Below are 18,895 nucleotides of genomic sequence, written 5' to 3' on the forward strand. Positions count from 1 at the left end.
TAGTGATTTTATGTTATTTTCTATTCACTAAACGTACGTTCAAAGACTTGGTATGAAGATATAATGACGTTGCACAAACAATTACAGCTGAAATAAATAAAAGACCGGACGGTTTTTATTCGGATTTTTGTTGTAACTTTGTAGAAGACTAAAACAAACAATCCATTATGAAATCATTGAGAGAACTTTTCCGTATAGGCAAGGGACCGTCAAGCAGTCACACTATGGGACCGCAGAAGGCGGCTAAGATATTTGCAAGTCATAACATGCACGCTGCCTCGTTTGAGGTGACGCTCTACGGCAGTCTGGCTGCTACCGGACGCGGCCACATGACCGATGTGGCTATCGACGAAGTGTTGCGCCCAATCGCTCCGTTGCGTATTGAGTGGCAACCGCAAGTGTTTCTGCCCTTCCATCCCAATGGTATGAAGTTTGTGGCATTTGACAATGCCGGCAACCAGACTGACGAATGGATTTGCTACAGTGTAGGCGGCGGCGCATTGTCGGAAGGCGAGAAGGGACGTTGGCTTACCGGACTGCGCGAAGTGTACAAGCTGAATACGCTGCGCGAGATTCAGGACTGGTGCGAAAGCAACGGCCGTGGATATTGGGAGTATGTCAACGAGAACGAGGACGAGGATATATGGGACTATCTGATGGATGTATGGCAGGCCATGAAGGAGAGCGTTGAGCGTGGCATCGACCATGAGGGTGCGCTTCCCGGTCCGCTCAATCTGCCGCGCAAGGGCCCTATCTATTATGTCAAGGCAAGCGGATACAAGCAGTCGTTGCAGTCGCGTGCGCTGGTTTATGCCTACGCTCTTTCGGTAAGTGAGGAGAATGCTTCGGGCGGTATTATCGTGACGGCGCCTACTTGCGGTTCGTGCGGTGTATTGCCTGCTGTGCTCTATCATCTCTCTAAGGGTCATAACTTCAGCGACACACGCATTCTGCACGCTATGGCTACAGCCGGAATCTTCGGCAATGTGGTGAAGCAGAACGCTTCTATATCAGGTGCCGACGTCGGCTGTCAGGGCGAGGTGGGCGTAGCGTGCGCCATGGCTTCGGCTGCAGCATGTCAGCTGTTCGGCGGTAGTCCGTCGCAGATTGAGTATGCTGCCGAAATGGGACTGGAGCATCACTTGGGCATGACGTGCGACCCCGTGTGCGGACTGGTTCAGATTCCGTGTATTGAGCGCAACGCCTTCGCTGCCACACGTGCTCTCGACGCCAATCTCTACGCATCGTTCTCTGACGGAACCCACTCCGTTTCATTCGACCGCGTAGTGAAGGTGATGAAGCAGACTGGCCACGACTTGCCGTCGCTCTACAAGGAAACAAGTACGGGCGGACTGGCAAGAGCCTACGAGCAGCACATGAAGGAAAAGAAATAAGGTTGTTCCGGGATTCGGAGTAATTCAATTATGTACCTATAAGTAGCGGAGGTCTCCGGCCTCCGCAGCACCAAGTCGAATACAAATTATCATTACTAATAATAACTCTCCACAGCCCCTTCTTGTATAAGCATTGAACAAAATGCTCATGTATACATCACTCCAAATATCGGATGAGGAGGGTGAGACAAAACTCAATTATACGGGCTGAAAGCCCAATAAGCACATAGCCCAGCACCTTGGGTGTACGGATTGAAAATAGCAAAACGCCCTGTAAGGGCAAAAGCATTGATAATTAGCGCTTTTGCCCTTACAGGGCGCATTGTTTTTGGTGGCTTTTTACCTCAGGGCGTTCTTGCTTAGGCAAGCGGCAGAGCCGAGCGACCCTGGGCTATGTGCTTCTGCCCCTTTCGGGGCGTACTGCTGTGACTTTTGACACACCCACTACTATATAATTTACCCTTATTCGGCAACAAGTCTTACTGGCATGGCACGGTATCGCCCCTTGTTCATTCCAGACGAACCCGACACAAATCGGTAGTTTGACAAGTTTAGGCTCTTGCCGAAAGCATCGAGATACAAGTACCAAAAGCCGTACTCAGGACTGGTTGACGAGAATCCTTGATAATCAGACAAACGTGAGCTTGTCCATAGATTGGCATGATAGCTGTCCTTGTAAACCGGATCCTCGTTGGACTTGCCCTCATAATATCCGCTCATCGGGATGTAAATCTCGGGAATCTCCGAATCTGCAGTTTTAATACAGATGCAGTTGTACACCTCGCCATAATCGGTATTCTTCCCTTCTATCTTCAGCACGTTATTGTCTATGAGACCTTGCAGACACATGTTGTCGCACACCTTGAAGTTGCTGCCTATTGCCAAAGCCTTTACCACATCGTCATCTTTTTTTGCCTCATCAGAATTTTGTGCCTTCGAAATTATGAAGTAGCCACCTATTGCTCCCACATTGCCTTCAAGCGCGGTTGTGGCAGGAGAGTAGTAGCCGTTGGTTGTAGCACCAAGGTTGCGGTCGAGCATGTGATAGGTCTTGTCCTCGATAGTTCCATTTTTTTTAGTAACCTTAGCCTTTACGTCAACCATCTCGTAATAGTACCATCCCGAAGCCTTACTATTGCCCAACTGATATATGCCTGCTGCATCTCCTGTCAACTGTGCAAACAATCCTACATGATAAACTGGATAGGTTACGGTAATCTTGGTTCCCGCGTTGGTGATGGTTGTAATGGTTAAATTGCTAATCCACCTATTATAATTATTGTCGTTATACGATTCGTCCGAATTGTTGGCAAGCATCACCTTGTAGAATCCGTTGACGCTTTTCTCGTCCACCTTCACTCGTGTGTCATTACACGTGAGTTCGTCGCCCTGAAGCTTCGGAATGAGATAGTAAACCTGATTTTTTCCCACGAAGAAGTGGAGTCCGTCGTTGCGCACTCTGCCTTGGTTCTCCTCTGGCCATATGCCCTGAAGCTTCGAGTCCATCCAGCCGAAGTAGTCGTCTTGGTTTAAATCTGAACTTTTATTTTCAAGATCTCGTATCCGCACAATTCTATTTTTATCAGTACGGAAGTCGTAGCCCAACTGGATAATCTGTACAACGCGCGACAAGTCGCCTGATGTTATTGTTACAGAATCTGTATGCGGTTTTGAATCGAAGTTCTCGGTCAGAGTAAGTTCGATAGTGTACAGTCTGCCTGGTGACGAGTGGTGTTCAGCAGATGTTGGCAAAACAACCCTCTTTGTTACATTGTAACCAGTAATCCAATCTGCATTCCACTTCACATTATATGTGAAGTCTGGCTTGGTTGTTACAAACGAAATTGTAGCCGTCTTTGCATTACCCTTTACAGTCAGCATGCCACACACGCCAAGTTCGTAGTCCTTACATGCTATCATGTTCACAATAGGCGGATTGTCGTCCACCACTTCTACAGACAGTCTGTTCTCGGACTTATTGTTTATTGCCTCACCTTCTGTAGCCCATCCTTCATGGTTCACAGCCGTAACCTTAACCTGATAATGATGGTTGCGAAGAAGATCCATCTGCGTTGAAGTGCCGTTGTTCAAGAACTCCACTTTATAATAGGTATCTGGTCCGCCATCATATTTTGCCTTGATTATCATGTATGCTTTGCCAGCAGGTGTCTCGTAGAAAGGATGCTCGCCCGTAACATATTCGGCTGTCTTAGCAGAGCAATCCACCGAAGGCAAAGCCACCTTGTTAATCGACTCTGAGGCTATCGTGCCCGATGATGCCGTATTGAAGAGTCTGAAACCTGTTATCTCGAAATTGGTCAACGATTCATTCTTTGTAACAGACGCCTTGGCAAACTGTCGGAACAGCGACACGTCGGTTTTGCGGCTAAGCAGGTCTTTCACCGTTACACTTCCCCAACAAACGGGAGTGCTGAGGTTGAGGTTGCCGTCGCGTGTTGCGTTGTACAGGTTGTTCTTGCCCTCAGCATCCTTGGCGTCGCTCTCTGTTATGTTGGTGTTGGCTACAATATGTAGCGTGACTGTTCCGGGCTCAGCCTTCACCTTAACATCATAAGAGTCGCCGCCTTTAGGCTTGATGTCCGCGCCTGTGATATTGCTCATGCCGAGATACTTATTGTCAGCATCGTAGCACAATACGCAGAGGCTTTTGATTTGCTGCTGCTCGTTTGCTCTTGTCGCCACAGTATTCTTGGTGAAATTAGGCAACTTAAGAGTCAGCACCACTCCATCGGTCGGCAAGTCTTGCGTGCCGCCTCCTACAATGTCTCTGATGTCGCTGCAAGCAGTCGACACCATAGCCAAGAGCATGAAGAGGCAAATTGTCAATTTCTTGATATACATATTATTGTCTTTTAATTGTTACTTTTTAAAAGGGAGCTCCCTTCTTCCACGTCTTTGTGTCCGTATCGAAACTGCCTTCCACAACATAACGCTTGCCGTGCATCTTGGTTGAGGGATAGTTGTCACCGTCGAACAGTATAGGAAAATTACTTTCACCATCTAAACCTTCTAACTTAACTCTCAGATTCTTGTCGTACTCTCCTAATGGGGCTTTGAGGTGGAGTATGGTCTTGTACCAGGTTTTGTTATTGCTGTCCTGTCCGTATTCCATGCACTCAAATTCGTTAGAAAATTTGCAGTTATTGCACCACATTGTAAATTTACCTTTACCATCACTACTGTTTACTCCATATAGACAATACCAACCATTTATTTTTCTGCCCTTAGTATATATGGTATACTCTACGTCTACAACGGTAGGCTTCTCATCATATACTCTGTAGTAAGGATCCGACAAAGGGTCATACAGATACCAGCCTTCACGATCCTCATAGTTGAAGAGTGTGATGCCGGGGTCGTTGTGATGAGTGAAACGATGCGGCTGGTAGCCCTCACTGGTGTATGTACCATTGCTGAAAATCAGCAGGGTCTGTCCTGGCTTTATCGTCTTTTGAGGAGTAGTCTTTGCATCTCCCTTACCGTTGTTAGATCCAGACGTAGCATCATGCGCTATACTGTAATAATACCAACCAGGGTTGTTATTGTCAGGTGTCATCGAGCTACCTGGCCACCCTCCGGTGAAATACCATTCTGCCGTATTCTCGTCCTTTGAACCATCAGCCTTTGTCTCACCTATCTGTGTGTAGATGTAGACCTTGTGATAGTCCACGTGCGACGAACGGTCTTTACTCCAGTCAGCACCTCCTTGCACCCACCATCCATCTCGCCAGTTGTTGTTTTCTTTAGAATTATTGTAGGCTTCTTCATCAAGCATATTAGAATGCTGGAATTCTTCAAGGTTACTTGCGTCTTTAGTCCACGCCAAGTCGTTTATGGCTCGCATATAGATACGATAAGGACCTACTGGCGGACGCACCGTCACACGTATCTGCTGTTCAACATTGTTATCGCCAATGGCTTTAACAGTAAAGACGTGTGTGGTTGTTGTCACAGGGTTGGTAACAGCCGTTATGGTGAAGGTACCATCAGCCACATTAGTTTTGTCGCACTTGATGTTTATTTTAGACTGGGCATATTCTACATTTTGTCCCTCTCCCGAAACAGTCCAACCTGACGGGAACTGTATACCACCAAGGTTGGTAGTGAACTTCACCACCTTTGTCAATTCGGACGGATTGTTTTGGTCGTAGTAGATTACAATATCCACGGGATCCACCTTGAAGTATGGTGTAACGTCGTACGATACATCAAGGTATTTCTTTATGTTGCCAGCCTTTATCCATACTTTGGCAGTACCTTTAAGAGCTTTAGCATCTGTAAAGTCTTTTACCGAGAGTTCTGGATTTATACTGAATCTTATACGATGAGTTGCAATATCATTAGTTGCGACAATAACGGGCAACTTTCCTGCTGAAATCTTTTCAATCTCCGTATCACATCCAAACGTAATGTTGCTTGCATCGGCATTTGTACCATAGTCGATGATAGCATTTTGCAAGGATGTTACTTCTGCACTTGTCTTCGAAGCCCAAAGCGTAGTATGTGTAAAGTCAGCATCAACCTCTGCCAGTTTCCAAGGCTCTACACCTACAACACAATCGAGGTCGATGTTGCCCAGACTCTTTATGCGTCCTACAATCTCGTAGTATGTGCCGCGTGGGAAAGTTGGAACTTCAGTTGTTGAGGTCTCGTCCTTACGATGACCAAGATTGATGTTGTAGCTGTTAGCGATGGCTGAACCACCTACAGCACCATCTACCTTCAATGCCGACTGCTGCGAGGCCTCTTTCACGTAGCGCTCGGGCAGATAATAGGTAGCACGGAAGAGCCACTTCTCCTTTGGGTTTGTAGGTGCAGCTGCGCCCTCACCTTTCACTTTGATAATGTCCTCGTTGTTGACATTGGCATTGGCTGGGGTTTCTGTCCACGAAGTATAGTAAGCGCCACTACCCGTATGTGCCGTAGCATCGTACAATGGCGACTCGATGCCTGTAGCATATTCGCTGCTTACGTCGGGGTTAGTGAACTTGCCGTCCCACAACAGACTGGTCTGTGGCGAGAGTCGTTTGCCCATAATATCGGTAATCTGCAATCCGTTAGACTTCAACGCTGCATTCATGTCCCGGTCTTCGGGATTGTATATAAGGTTAAGACACACCTTTACACAGGTGAATTGCAGATTAGCCATCACGATCTTAGGTGTCTTGTCCGTATTATTTATGGTAATTGTTCCGTCGGTAGTTATTCCGTCGGCTGCCTTTGTTGCAGGCTCGTATATCATAGGGATATTATTGGCTACGGGCATACCGGGCTTTGACACCGGGGTGTAACCCAACACCACATTCTTCAAATCACCTTCGGTATTAATGGTCTTATCAGCGAGCACATCCTTCATGTTTGCCACTACGTACACACGATAGGTGCCGGGCTTTATCTTGAGCTGATAAGAAGCGACATTCTCGTTGAGCATATTGCTTGCCTCAGGCGATGGAAGTTCCTGCGAAAGTAATGTTCCTTTGCCCCCAACATGGAAAGCATAAAGGTGGAGGTCGTTGATCTTGCACTCGTCTACAGAGGCATTGTATGTAGGGTTGCTTGGGTCGAGACTGCTCGTAACCTCATCGCCCTCGCGAGTAACTGGCACATAGACACACAGATTGCCCTCGGATGAAGCCGGGGTGTTGTACACATCGGCATCATCAGTACATGCTGCCAGCAACAACAGGGCAGCAAGAGAAAGGAGTATGTCTGCAAGTCGTTTCATTGTTTTTGTTGTAATTAGGTTCAATACTTTAGTTTAAGTTTCGCAAGCGAAAGGAGTTATCGGAAGTTATCTGAAGACGACTCGCTTCGATTGTGAAGTTAATGGACATTACAGGCTGATGCGCTGAATGCGCTTTGCCCAGTCGAGCACACCAACAGAGAGGTTGACGTATTGCCACTCGGTTCCGATGAGGAAGAAGTCGAGGCGGTAGTCGTACTCGCGGTCGAGGTATTCCTGTATGCCGTAGTTCTGTGCGGCATAAGCATCGCGTCCCTGCTGAAGTATGTCGGGCAGGTTTATCAAGGCGATTGTCTTGCCCGTCACCTTATTATATATATGTAGCATGGCGTTGCGGTCGTTCTGTTCGGGTGGGAAGTAGACCAGACGCGAGAGCATCAGTCCTGCATGAGCGGTACGTTCCTTAACGTTTCCGGTCTCATCGCGGAACTCAGTAGTCCATGTATGGAAAGGCGTATAGCGAAGCTTGGAGTCACTTGCCAAAGAGTTGTCGTAATTGATGTAGCCATTATCGGCTATTACCTCATAACCGAAATCATCGGCAGAGATTTTGTCGGGTGCGTCTATCTGATGCAGCGAGATAGTAAGCTGCTTGGTGTCGCGCACCAAGGAGATGGTATCGTGTGTGCCCTTAAGGTCGTACACGGTAGTGAGATGTTGTGATTTGCCAATCCATAGCGTGTCGAGCGGAGCCGAACAGTCAACCTCAGCAATGTCGCCCGCCTCATTGCGGTCTAACACGGTGTTGAACTTAGTCATGTCTTCGCCTTCGTTAGGGGCATGAATGCGGAACTTGGCACCATTAGTTGCCAAAGCATCTTCGTAGCGTTTCTGCTTTGCAATGGCGAGAAATTGGTATTCGCCAGGCTGCAAGTTGAGATGTACGGCAAAGTCATGGCGGCGGATAGGAGCGTCGGTGTCGGTATTGAAAGCGTCCTGACGGAACAGATACTTGCCGTCCTTATCGTACACCATGACAACAACGCCTCCAACATGGTCGTTGAAAAGGTCGGCGCGCTGCGTGTTGTAGTCATAGCGGAAGTGCAGGTAAGCGCCATTGTCGCATGGCTCAAGGTCGTCGTGCATCAGCGAGCACGAAGCCAGCAATGGTGCAAAGGCGAGGAGTGAGCATATATATTTAACCAGTCCGTGAAACATAATGTTTGCCGTTAAATTAATTAAGATGAATTTAGATATTGATGTTTAGATAGCAGCGGAGGTTCGGAGACCTCCGCCGCTTTATGCTTTGTTTATTATTAGAGCTTAATCTGCTGACTGCGCTTAGCCCAGCTAAGAATCTTAACCTCTACGTTGACGTACTGATCGTTCTCATCATCAGGAAGAGTAGGCTTAACCTCAGGAACATCAGGATAGCCAAGACCGCTGATGCTTGTTACAGAAAGGTTGTACCAGTTGTTACGGAGAACACCATAACGACCGAGATACTTTTCGTTATTTGAATCATAAGCTTCACCAGCATTCCAAGGTGTCAGCTCGTTGAAGTGCTTGATGCGGGCGATGTAGTATGCCTCACCGTTGAGGTATGTTGAGATACCAACTATTACCTTATGGGTGGTTGGATCTTCTGACAAACCAAGCTTCTCGTTGACTTCTTTAATAACATTTTCATTAATCTTTGATGTATAGGTGCCTGTTTCGTCGCTAAATGTAATATTAGCAGTCTCAATAATGTGCTGACCTGCCTCTCCACTAATATTATTAGTAGTTGCATCAAGCTTTACATCATACTTTTCCTGCTCAGTAGAATTTGTTATCTTCATAGCATTGATAGCAAGGGTCTTAATCTGCTGCGCAAGTTTAGTTGCATCCCAGATAGCGGTGTTATTACCAATCTTATAGAATGTCTGTCCTGTTACAAAATCCTTAGGAGTGAAGACAGCCTTGAACACAACACGTGTAGTCTGACCCTGCTTCATGTTACCAAGGTTGAATGTATTCTCAAGACAGTACTGAGGTTTGTCTGCACCAGCGAGACCATCAACATTACCTTTAGCAATCATGTTGAACTCAGTCTTGCAGTTTTCCAAAATCTGAAAATCAGCTTTATCATAATTAGGATCTACACCCCAATATACGCGCTTGAAAGTAGAATTTGCATTAGTGTCATAGAAGCGCTCATTACTCCATATACCAGCATAAACAGTAGTCAAGCCGCCAATCTGATGAACGGGGAAGGTTTTCGTATTGGTTACGTCAAGTTTCCAATTCTCGATTTTCACAGTAGCGTCTTTATATGTACCATCAGCAACTGTGTAACCATCAGTTTCAAAGTTCTGCATTGTAACCTTAGCCAAACCACGCTCTACATAAACAGTAGTAGCAGGCTTTGCTTGAGCCTCCTCACGTGATGCGCAGACGTTTTTAACGTCTACAAGAGTTGGCTGATCTGAAGCTGACTTATACTCTGGAGCATTTGCCATAAAGATGCCATTTGTTGACTTCTCATAGTTAGCAACAATTACCTTTGATGGGTCTTTGCTCCAAGCAGCGTATGTTTCAGCATCAGTAGGCAATGTTACTTTTTTATTAGAGGTATCCCCGTTATAATTATTAAGAAGAACCAGTGCCTTATAGTTGCCACCTACCGTTACATTCGAGAGCTTCACAGTAGCAATAGCCGCTGTTGTTACACCATTCTCATCCGTTTTTTTAGTCCAAGGGTTCATGGTTCCAAGCTCGGCACTTGTAACAAACTTATCAGTAGAAGCGTCGAAGATAAGAATAGTACCATTCTTAACCTCATACTCAGCAGCGGTTCCTTCAGCAAATGAAGGTGTACCATCTGCTGGTGTAGGCGCTGGATCACCGTCTCCACGAGTACCAGTACCAGTAGTTGTCGGCAGATTGATTGTGAATGAAGCATAAGCTTCACCTGCCTTGCCAGCATTGTCTTTACCATCAGGAGCGAGGTTGTCGTTGCTTGAGCAACCCACCAAGGCCGTAGCCATAACAGCCATTCCGAATAGATTCTTAACGTTTACCATAGTTTAATAGTTAAATTGATTAATGTTTATTTTGTTATTATTTTGAGCGTAAGTAATCTGGAGGGGTGCAAAACTTAATCAGCGCAGGCTGAAGGCCCAATAATCACATAGCCCAGGGCAATGCCTTGGGTGCTTAAAGGCATTACGTCCAATCGCCCTGTAAGGGCTAAAGCATTGAAGCAGAACGCTTTTGCCCTTACAGGGCGTCTTTGGTTTTTCTCTTATTATTTCCCAGGGCGTTGCCGGGCTATGAGCTTCTGCCCTTTCAGGGCGTGCTGCTATACTTTTGACTCCCTCCTATTCAAAGAGACACATTATTCTACGGCACACTCGCCATAGCTCACGTATTATTTCGTGTTAGCAATGCGCTCGGCATTAGCTTTGGCATCAGCCGAACCAGCAGCAGCAGCCTCGGCAAACAACTGGCGAGCTGACTCATAGTCCTTTTTCAATACAGCCAGAGTGCCTCGTGCGTTCAATGCCTCTGCCGAGTTGCCGGCTTTCTGCAGATGTTTCTCTGCTGAAGCAATGTCGCGTCGTTGCAAGTCGGCACATGCAGCATTAAGGTTGGCAGTCGGGTCTTCGGGGAACATTCGCACGGCTATGTCGAACACCTCATTGAATTCTGCCGAACCCGCCTCCATTGTCTGTGCTACAAGATACATCTCCTGAAGCGAAAGCTGCTGCGGACGGGTCTTCAGTATCTGCTTGGCTTCTTCAACCGAGAAAGGCCTTACCGTATAGCTCACAGTGTAGTCGCTGTGGCGCAGTCGCGGATAGATGTCGTTAAGTATCACGGCATATTCCTGCGGATAGAGTTGGCGTATGCGCATGTCCTTGTCGTCGGGTGCAAGGCTTGAATTCGAAATCTTCAGTATATCGTCCTTGTTAGCCAGATGCGACTTCTGCACCTTCTGGCGGAATCCATTCCAATCCTCAGGTGTGGAGTTTGAGCTGAACAGCTTGGCTTCAATAGGATAAAGCTTAGCCACATAACTCTTCAGAGCAGCGGCACGCTCTCGAGCCAGGCGCTCGTTGTTGGCATAAGGACCGTCGGGCGAGGCAAAGCCATGAATATTGATGTCCGTAATCTGCACATTCTTGTCGTTGCGCACAAGGTCGATGGTCTTCGTTATCTTGGCCAATTCGCGTGCGTTCTCAAAGAGATCAGCCACAATATCCGTCTTGTTGACACGGAAACTGAGGTAAGCCTCACCCTTCTCGGCACGTTGCTTGCGTGCCTCGGCAGCCGGCTTTACAAAGGCAATGTCAGGCATCCAAGCTCCAATATTGTCGATAGTTGCAATCTGGAGATTGTCGAGATTCTCCCTGTCTCCACATCCGCAGATGTCTTGAGCGGTAAGCAGACTCAAGTGTTCGGTCTCAAACGGGCGCTTGCGTGTAATGGTCTGGCTGTAGCTAACGCTCTGCTCAGTTCCGTTCTTGCGCTGTATCACCAAAGGCTGCTGAGATTCATTAGCCATTGCAGCCAATTCGCCGCTACGCTCCATGCGTATCTGTTTGGCCCTGCCATTAATTATAATAGGTGTAAGAGCAGTAGTGTCGCCGTCGGCAGCAAGCATCGGAGTGAAAACAAGCTGCTGTTCAGCCTTAAGCTTCAGGTTGTTTAGGTTAAGGCTGAACGCCACATCCACCTTGTTGCCTTCGACATGTGTCTTCAGATTGTCGATGGCTACAGCTCCCGAAGCAAGCTTCTGTGCCATTGCCGAGCTGTACGAAGCTGCTCCTATGAGGCACGAAATGATGATGCGAGTCAATGAGTTTGTGTTCATAATGCTGTCTAGAATATATAAATCATACTGAGAGCCGCCTTAGTCGGTCCTACATAATTTCGATGGTTCTTGTCCAAGCATCGGGCACAACGTCCGTAGAGCTTGTATGGACTATAAGCATAGCCCACGCCTAACGACGCTTCCATATTCCAATGGCGCGACATCAGCCATTGATAGCCATAGGTTACGCCTGCACCTATATACCATCCTTCATAGTGGCGACCACGTTTTGTCTTGGGAAGTATTCCGAATGGCAGGTCTACGTTCTTGATGTTGTATTCGCCGGCAAGAGCGTGCAATCCGAAGAAACTGCCTCCGAAGCGTTGGCATGTCCACCAACGGTATTCAGGCTCTACGTTCCAGAAACGTACCTTCCTGTCCCTTGAAAACTTCCAGGGATTGATGGTGGCAAACAGTTGTGCTGTCTGCTTTTCGGCTATGCCAACTTCAACACCTACGTTGAGCGATGCTGTAGCCCAACCCAATAGGTTGGTCTTCAATGCCACGTCCTGCGCTATTGCTGTGCCTGACGTTGCGAATAGCATCATTGCCAATATGAATATCTGTTTCATCATTTCAGGCTTTTGTAATAATTATTTATATTTGGTTTAAGCTTTTTCTTCTACACCATTACATACGAATGTTTTGTGTCTCAATAGCATTCTATATGATTTTTGTGTTTAACGTTATTGTCGTTTTGAAAGTCTTGTGTCATCTTTATTACGCAAAGTTATAACTAAAATCATTAGCCTATATATAGTTCAAACAAAAAATCCGCTGGAAATTTATGCAAACGATTACACTACTCACAAATATGATGATTAGGTTATGTGGTAAAAACAACAGCGGCAGGGTTGACATCACGTCGACCCTGCCGCATCTTTTGAAATAACAACACTAATATATAAAAGGTATGAAAATGCTTTTTATATCTTGCTTATGATGCCCAACTTGCTACCCTCAAGGAAGTTGACGATAGCGTTGATTTCCTTTCCAGGAGGCACCTGTTCCTTAATCTGATTGATTGCATCAAATACACTGGTCTGTCCGTGGAACACCAGACGATAGGCATTGGCGATGTGGCCGATGACCTTGTCGGTTGTGTTAGACGACTTGAGCAGTGTCTCGTTGACGCCACCGTAGCGCACGGGGTTGTCGGTAGCTACGATGAACGGAGGAACATCCTTCGAGATGCGCACACCGCTGGTGACCATAGATGCACCACCGATGCGCACGTTAGCATTCAAGATGACACCTGACGAGAAGATGGCTGCGCTGTGAATCTCGCAGTCGCCTGCCACCTTTGTACCATAACCGAAGGTTACATAATCGTCTACCTTGGTGTCGTGTGAGATGTGTACACCCTCCATGAAGAAGTTGCGGTTGCCGATACGTGTCTCGCCGTCGGCGAATGTGGCGCGATTGACCACCACATTCTCACGGAAAATGTTCTCATCGCCAATAACAAGGCGTGTGTCAGCACCCGTATAGTTGAAGTCCTGAGGTTCAGCACCGAGCACGGTGTTCTGATATACCTTGTTGCCACGTCCCATCTTAGTGCCACGCATGATGCTGACGTATGGGAAGATGATGCAGTCGTCGCCTATTTCAACACCGTCCTCGATGTAGGCAAACGGATAGATTGTAACGTTCTTGCCAATATTTGCACCCGGAGCTATGTATGCTTTATCACTTATCATAATTTGAATTTTGAATTTTGAATTTTGAGTTTTGAATTGTTGCGGCAAGCCGCAATTTTGAATTTTGAGTTTTGAATTTTGAGTTTTGAATTGTTGCGGCAAGCCGCAATTTTGAATTTTGAGTTTTGAATTTTGAGTTTTGAATTGTTGCGGCAAGCCGCAATTTTGAGTTTATCAGTTGTGAATTATGAATTCCAAATTGAATAATTCAACATCGGCAAAGCCGACAATTCAAAATTCAAAACTCAAAATTCAAAACTCGTAATTGAATAATTCAAAATCGGCAAAGCCGACAATTCAAAATTCAAAACTCAAAATTCAAAACTCGTAATTGAATAATTCAAAATCGGCAAAGCCGACAATTCAAAATTCAAAACTCCTAATTCCTAACTCTTAATATCTTCCTCCGCCCAAAGCGTAGTAGAGATTCACAACGGCCTGCATCTTGTAGAAATCGTCGGCTACCTTAGAAAGCTCGGCATTGAGCAGGCTCTGCTGTGCGGTGATTACCTCAAGATATGTGGCTGAACCGTCGTTGAACAACATCTTGTTGTACTCTACGTTCTTCTTCAGACTCTCTACCTGCTTGGCCTCAAGCTCGCTCTTCTCGTTAGAAGAGTTGTAGAGCACGAGGGCGTTGCTAACCTCCGAACCGGCTGAAAGCACAGCGTTCTGCCATGTGTTGAAAGCCTGTTCCTGCTTAGCCTTTGCCACCTTCAAGCCTGCAACAATCTGACCATGGGCAAAGATGGGCTGTACGAGTGAGCCTACTGCAGAGAGAAGCCACTTGCCCGGGTTTACTATACCTGCACCACCTGAGTTGGTGAAGGCACCTGTACCTGAGATAGTGATGCTCGGATAGAACTTAGAACGGGCTGCGTTGACATCGTAGAAGCACTGAGCCAATGACATTTCGGCATAGTGTACGTCTGGACGGTTGGCAAGAAGCTGTATGCCAACGCCCGTTGAGAACTGTGCAGGGAGCGACTGTCCCTCGAATGTTCCGCGCTGTATGGTCTGTGCCTGCTGTCCGAGAAGCAGCGAGAGCGAGTTCTCGGTCTCACGGATCTGACGCTTCAGGTCGGTAGCCTGGGCCTTTACAGAATACAGATTTGCCTCAGCACTCTGTACACTGGTCTCCTTAACACGACCAAGCTCCTTCTGAATCTTCATGATGTTCCATGTCTCTTCAACGAGCTTCGACATATCGTTGACCACCTGCAACTGCTTGTCGAGCATGAGCAGAGTGTAGTACATGTTGGCGATGTTAGAGATTATCTTGGTCTGCACTACGAGCTGATAGTCCTTAGTGGCAAGCAGAGCCATCTGTGCCGAACGCTTCACATTGAGAAGATTGCCGAAGAGGTCGAGGTTCCATGATGCCGTCACGGGCAATGAGTAGGTCTTTGTGGCAGGATTGCCGTCCCATGAAGCGATTGTTCCTTGCGGCGAGAATGTGAACGAAGGCACGAATGCCAACTTAGCCACCATCAGCTGATCCTCTACTATCTTGACGTTGAGTGCGGCATTGAGCATATTGGTATTGTTGGCAATACCCTTCTCGATGAGCGACTGCAGCTGCGGGTCGGTGAACACCTGACGCCAAGGCAGATTGCCGAAGCTTGCGGTGTCGCTGACGGCGAGCGTGTCGGAGTTGCTCAAAACGTCGCGTACGAGTCCCTTGGTGTTCACCTCGGGACGCTCGTACTTGTTATATATTCCGCAACTGGTCATCAAGAGCGATGCCGAAGCGAAAAGAATTATCTTGTTCAATTTCATTGTTTCGTATTTTTAAGAAGTTAAGAAGTTATGGAGTTAAGAAGTTAAGCCAAATGTACATATGGCTTAACTCCTGACTTCTAAATTCTTGATTTCTTATTTTGTTTTCTTATCAATCTGATCGTGCAATGCATCTGCCACATACGGGTTGGTGTACTGACGAATCTCTGAATCGACGCTGGCTGAGTCGTTCTCAAACTCGATAGGCTTAATCTTCTCCTGCAGAGTCTGGAAGATATAGAACAGAGCCGGAACTATCATGATCTGGCAAAGCATACCGATGAGCATACCGCCTACGGCTGCTGCACCAAGAGTCATGTTACCGTTGTAGCCTACACCCCACGGCATGAGCAATGGCAGAAGACCGATAATCATAGCCAATGAAGTCATCAAGATAGGACGCAGACGGGCAGAAGCACCGAGAACTGCCGACCATGAGACAGCCATACCCGTCTGTCGACGCTCAAGAGCGAACTGAACGATAAGGATGGCGTTCTTTGCCAGAAGACCCATAAGCATGATGAGCGCAATCTGCATGTAGATGTCGTTGTTCTTGCCAAACATGTTGACGAAGAGGAAGGCTCCCGCAAGACCGAACGGAATTGAGAGAATTACCGACAGAGGCAGAATGTACGACTCGTACTGTGCCGAAAGAATCAAGTAAACGAAGGTCAGACAGAGCACGAAAACGATAGCTGTAGAGTTGGAAGACTCCTGCTCGGTACGTGTCAGACCAGAGAACTCGTAGGTGTAACCTGCCGGCAATGAGGTCTTGGCAACCTCTGCCATGGCGTTGATGGCGTCACCTGTTGAGTAGCCCTCGGCTGCCGATGCGTTCACGTTGATTGATGTGAAGAGGTTGAAACGGTCAATCTCCTGCGGACCATATACACGGCTCAGGTTGACATACTCCTTGATTGGAGCCATCTCGCCAGCCGATGTGCGGACGTAGATGTTGTCGAGACTCTTCAGGTCGGCACGGTTTTCAGGTGCTGACTGGATGTATACACGATAGAGCTTACCGTATGCGTTGAAGTTAGAAGCATACATACCGCCGTAGTAGCCCTGCATTGTGGTGAGCACGGTAGACGCGTCGATGCCGCTCTGCTTACACTTAGCCACGTCAACATCAATCTTATACTGCGGATACTTGGTGTTGTATGATGTCATGGCGTTCGAAATCTCCGGACGCTTGTTGAGCTCGGCAATGAAGTTCTTGGTGATGTCGTAGAACTTGTTAACGTCGCCACCGGTGCGGTCCTGCATTGAGAATGTCATACCGTTGGTAGCTGAGAAGCCCTGCACCATAGGCGGCTGGAAGGCGAGAATCTGCGCTCCCTTGATGGCAGCGGTCTGCTTGTATATCATACCGAGCACCATTGTAGAACCCAGGTTGTGTACGCCGATATACTTCAGCGGTCCCTCTTCCTTCTGACGCTCCTCAAAGCTCTTGAGCTTAATGATGAACGTACCCTGGTTAGAGCCCTGACCTGCGATGAAGTTGTAACCTGTAATACGCATACGACTGGCAATGGCGGGGTTGGTAGCGAGCATACGGTCTACCTCGTCCATCACCTCGTTGGTCTTTTTCATTGAAGTTCCAGGAGGTGTAGAGACTGTACAGAATACAGTACCTGTATCCTCATCAGGTACAAGACCGGTCTTGGTGGTTCCCATAAGCACTGCCATTCCGGCAATAGCGACAATCACAGTAACGATAGCGATGATAGGACGCTCTACGATACGGCGAACTCCCTTGGTATACTTCTCCTGAACCTTGCCATAAGCTGCGTTGAACGATGCGTGGAAACGGTCAATCACGGTCATCTTGCGCTCCTTGCCGTGCTCGTCCTTCGGCTTCAGCAAGATAGCACAAAGAGCCGGAGAGAGTGTCAAGGCGTTAAGAGCCGAGATGATGATAGAGATGGCCATGGTGATACCGAACTCACGGTAGAACGCACCTGACGTACCACCCATGAACGACACGGGGATGAACACCGATGCCATAACAAGGGTAATAGAGATGATAGCGCCCGAAATCTCGTTCATGGCGTCGATAGATGCCAGTCGTGCCGACTTGTATCCAAGGTCGAGCTTGGCATGGACAGCCTCCACAACCACAATGGCATCATCGACCACAATGGCGATGGCAAGCACAAGGGCGGCAAGTGTCAGCAAGTTGAGCGAGAAGCCGAACACATAGAGGAAGAAGAATGTACCGATCAACGACACCGGAACGGCAATCAACGGGATAAGAGTTGAGCGCCAGTCCTGAAGGAAAACGTACACCACGATGAACACGAGGATGAACGCCTCGCACAGAGTCTTGATAAGGTCTTCGATTGATGCGAAGAGGAACTCAGTTACGTCCTGCATGATGTCGAAGTGGATTCCCGGCGGCATTGTTGCCTCCTGATCCTTGAGGAGCTTCTTGATGTTGGTGGCAATCTCAGTAGCGTTAGAGCCGGCAGTCTGTGTTACCATCATGGTTACTGACGGTTTGCCGTTGTTCTTTGACTCAACGCTATACGAGAGGGCACCCATCTCTACGCGTGCCACGTCCTTGACACGAATGGTCTGACCGTCCTGTGTCGACTTTATAATCATGTCGCCGAACTCCTCAGGGGTCTGCAGACGACCTCTATAGCGGAATGTATACTCATACTGATTGTCGCTATTCTCGCCTACCGAACCCGGAGCAGCCTCGATGTTCTGCTGAGCGAGCACGCCAGTGAGGTCAGAAGGAATCAAGCCGTAGCTCTTCATCTTCACTGGGTCAATCCAGAGGCGCATGGTATAGTCCTTCTGCGAGAAGCACTGACACTCACCTACACCGTTGACACGCTTGATGGCAGGCACAACGTTGATGTTGGCATAGTTGGTGAGGAACTCGTCGTCATAACGGTCGTCGTCGGCTGTAAGACCGAAGAGGATAACCGTTGACGACTGACGCTTCATAACCGTCACACCAGCCTTTGTCACCTCAGCCGGCAGCAAGGCAGAAGCCTGCGACACACGGTTCTGTACGTTGACCTGACACATGTCAGGATCCATACCCTGCTTAAAGTAAACGGTGATAGAAGCCGAACCTGCATTGGTGGCTGATGAGGTCATGTAGGTCATACCCTCAACACCGTTGATCGACTCCTCCAGCGGTGCAAGCACCGAGTTGAGCACGGTCTGTGAGTTGGCACCGGTGTAAGCGGCACGCACCATGATAGTAGGAGGCGCCATGTTAGGGTACTGCTCGATAGGCAGCGACACCAGGCCGAGTACACCCAGAATGACTACGAGGATAGAAATCACCGTAGAAAGCACCGGGCGCTTGATAAATCTATCTAATTTCATAATATATCTTTAAATTTTGAATTTTGAATTTTGAGTTATTGCCAAGGGCAATTTTGAGTTTTTCATTTTTGAGTTATGAATTCTTAATTCAACATTGAACAATTCCTAATCG

General features: G+C 47.5%; 11 protein-coding genes. 1 reads left to right on the forward strand and 10 read right to left on the reverse strand.

Annotated elements, in window-relative coordinates:
* Positions 1 to 167: 167 nt before the first annotated feature.
* Positions 168 to 1,394 carry an L-serine ammonia-lyase, iron-sulfur-dependent, subunit alpha gene (locus I6E49_RS03760; protein WP_235400543.1) on the forward strand — a complete coding sequence of 409 codons (1,227 nt, stop codon included), beginning with the start codon at positions 168 to 170 and terminating at the stop codon, positions 1,392 to 1,394.
* Positions 1,395 to 1,588: 194 nt separating this feature from the next.
* Here the strand turns inward: I6E49_RS03760 and I6E49_RS14405 are convergent, their stop codons facing one another.
* The 10 genes from I6E49_RS14405 to I6E49_RS03805 form a co-directional block, all read right to left on the reverse strand.
* Positions 1,589 to 1,717 (reverse strand): hypothetical protein, encoded by a 129-nt coding sequence (locus I6E49_RS14405; RefSeq protein ID WP_262911507.1) that lies wholly within the window; start codon positions 1,715 to 1,717, stop codon positions 1,589 to 1,591.
* A gap of 139 nt (positions 1,718 to 1,856) precedes the next feature.
* The gene (locus tag I6E49_RS03765; protein WP_235400544.1) at positions 1,857 to 4,256 is read right to left on the reverse strand and encodes a hypothetical protein; all 2,400 of its coding nucleotides are present in this window, start codon (positions 4,254 to 4,256) and stop codon (positions 1,857 to 1,859) included.
* A gap of 25 nt (positions 4,257 to 4,281) precedes the next feature.
* A complete protein-coding gene (locus I6E49_RS03770; protein WP_235400545.1) occupies positions 4,282 to 7,140 on the reverse strand; it encodes a fimbrial protein in 2,859 nt (952 codons plus the stop codon).
* A 108-nt stretch (positions 7,141 to 7,248) separates the two neighbouring features.
* A complete protein-coding gene (locus I6E49_RS03775; RefSeq protein WP_235400546.1) occupies positions 7,249 to 8,316 on the reverse strand; it encodes a FimB/Mfa2 family fimbrial subunit in 1,068 nt (355 codons plus the stop codon).
* A gap of 98 nt (positions 8,317 to 8,414) precedes the next feature.
* Positions 8,415 to 10,163, reverse strand: coding sequence for an Mfa1 family fimbria major subunit (locus I6E49_RS03780; RefSeq protein WP_235400547.1), 1,749 nt, complete (start codon positions 10,161 to 10,163; stop codon positions 8,415 to 8,417).
* A 347-nt stretch (positions 10,164 to 10,510) separates the two neighbouring features.
* Positions 10,511 to 11,956 carry a DUF3868 domain-containing protein gene (locus I6E49_RS03785; protein WP_235400548.1) on the reverse strand — a complete coding sequence of 482 codons (1,446 nt, stop codon included), beginning with the start codon at positions 11,954 to 11,956 and terminating at the stop codon, positions 10,511 to 10,513.
* A gap of 8 nt (positions 11,957 to 11,964) precedes the next feature.
* Positions 11,965 to 12,531, reverse strand: coding sequence for a DUF3575 domain-containing protein (locus I6E49_RS03790; protein WP_235400549.1), 567 nt, complete (start codon positions 12,529 to 12,531; stop codon positions 11,965 to 11,967).
* A 351-nt stretch (positions 12,532 to 12,882) separates the two neighbouring features.
* On the reverse strand, positions 12,883 to 13,656 hold the full coding sequence (lpxA, locus tag I6E49_RS03795) for an acyl-ACP--UDP-N-acetylglucosamine O-acyltransferase (RefSeq protein ID WP_262911508.1): 774 nt from the start codon (positions 13,654 to 13,656) through the stop codon (positions 12,883 to 12,885).
* Between the two features lie 393 nt (positions 13,657 to 14,049).
* On the reverse strand, positions 14,050 to 15,435 hold the full coding sequence (locus tag I6E49_RS03800) for an efflux transporter outer membrane subunit (RefSeq protein WP_235400550.1): 1,386 nt from the start codon (positions 15,433 to 15,435) through the stop codon (positions 14,050 to 14,052).
* Positions 15,436 to 15,531: 96 nt separating this feature from the next.
* A complete protein-coding gene (locus tag I6E49_RS03805) occupies positions 15,532 to 18,783 on the reverse strand; it encodes an efflux RND transporter permease subunit (RefSeq protein WP_235400551.1) in 3,252 nt (1,083 codons plus the stop codon).
* Between the last annotated feature and the right edge of the window lie 112 nt (positions 18,784 to 18,895).

The sequence above is a fragment of the Leyella stercorea genome, from assembly GCF_021531655.1.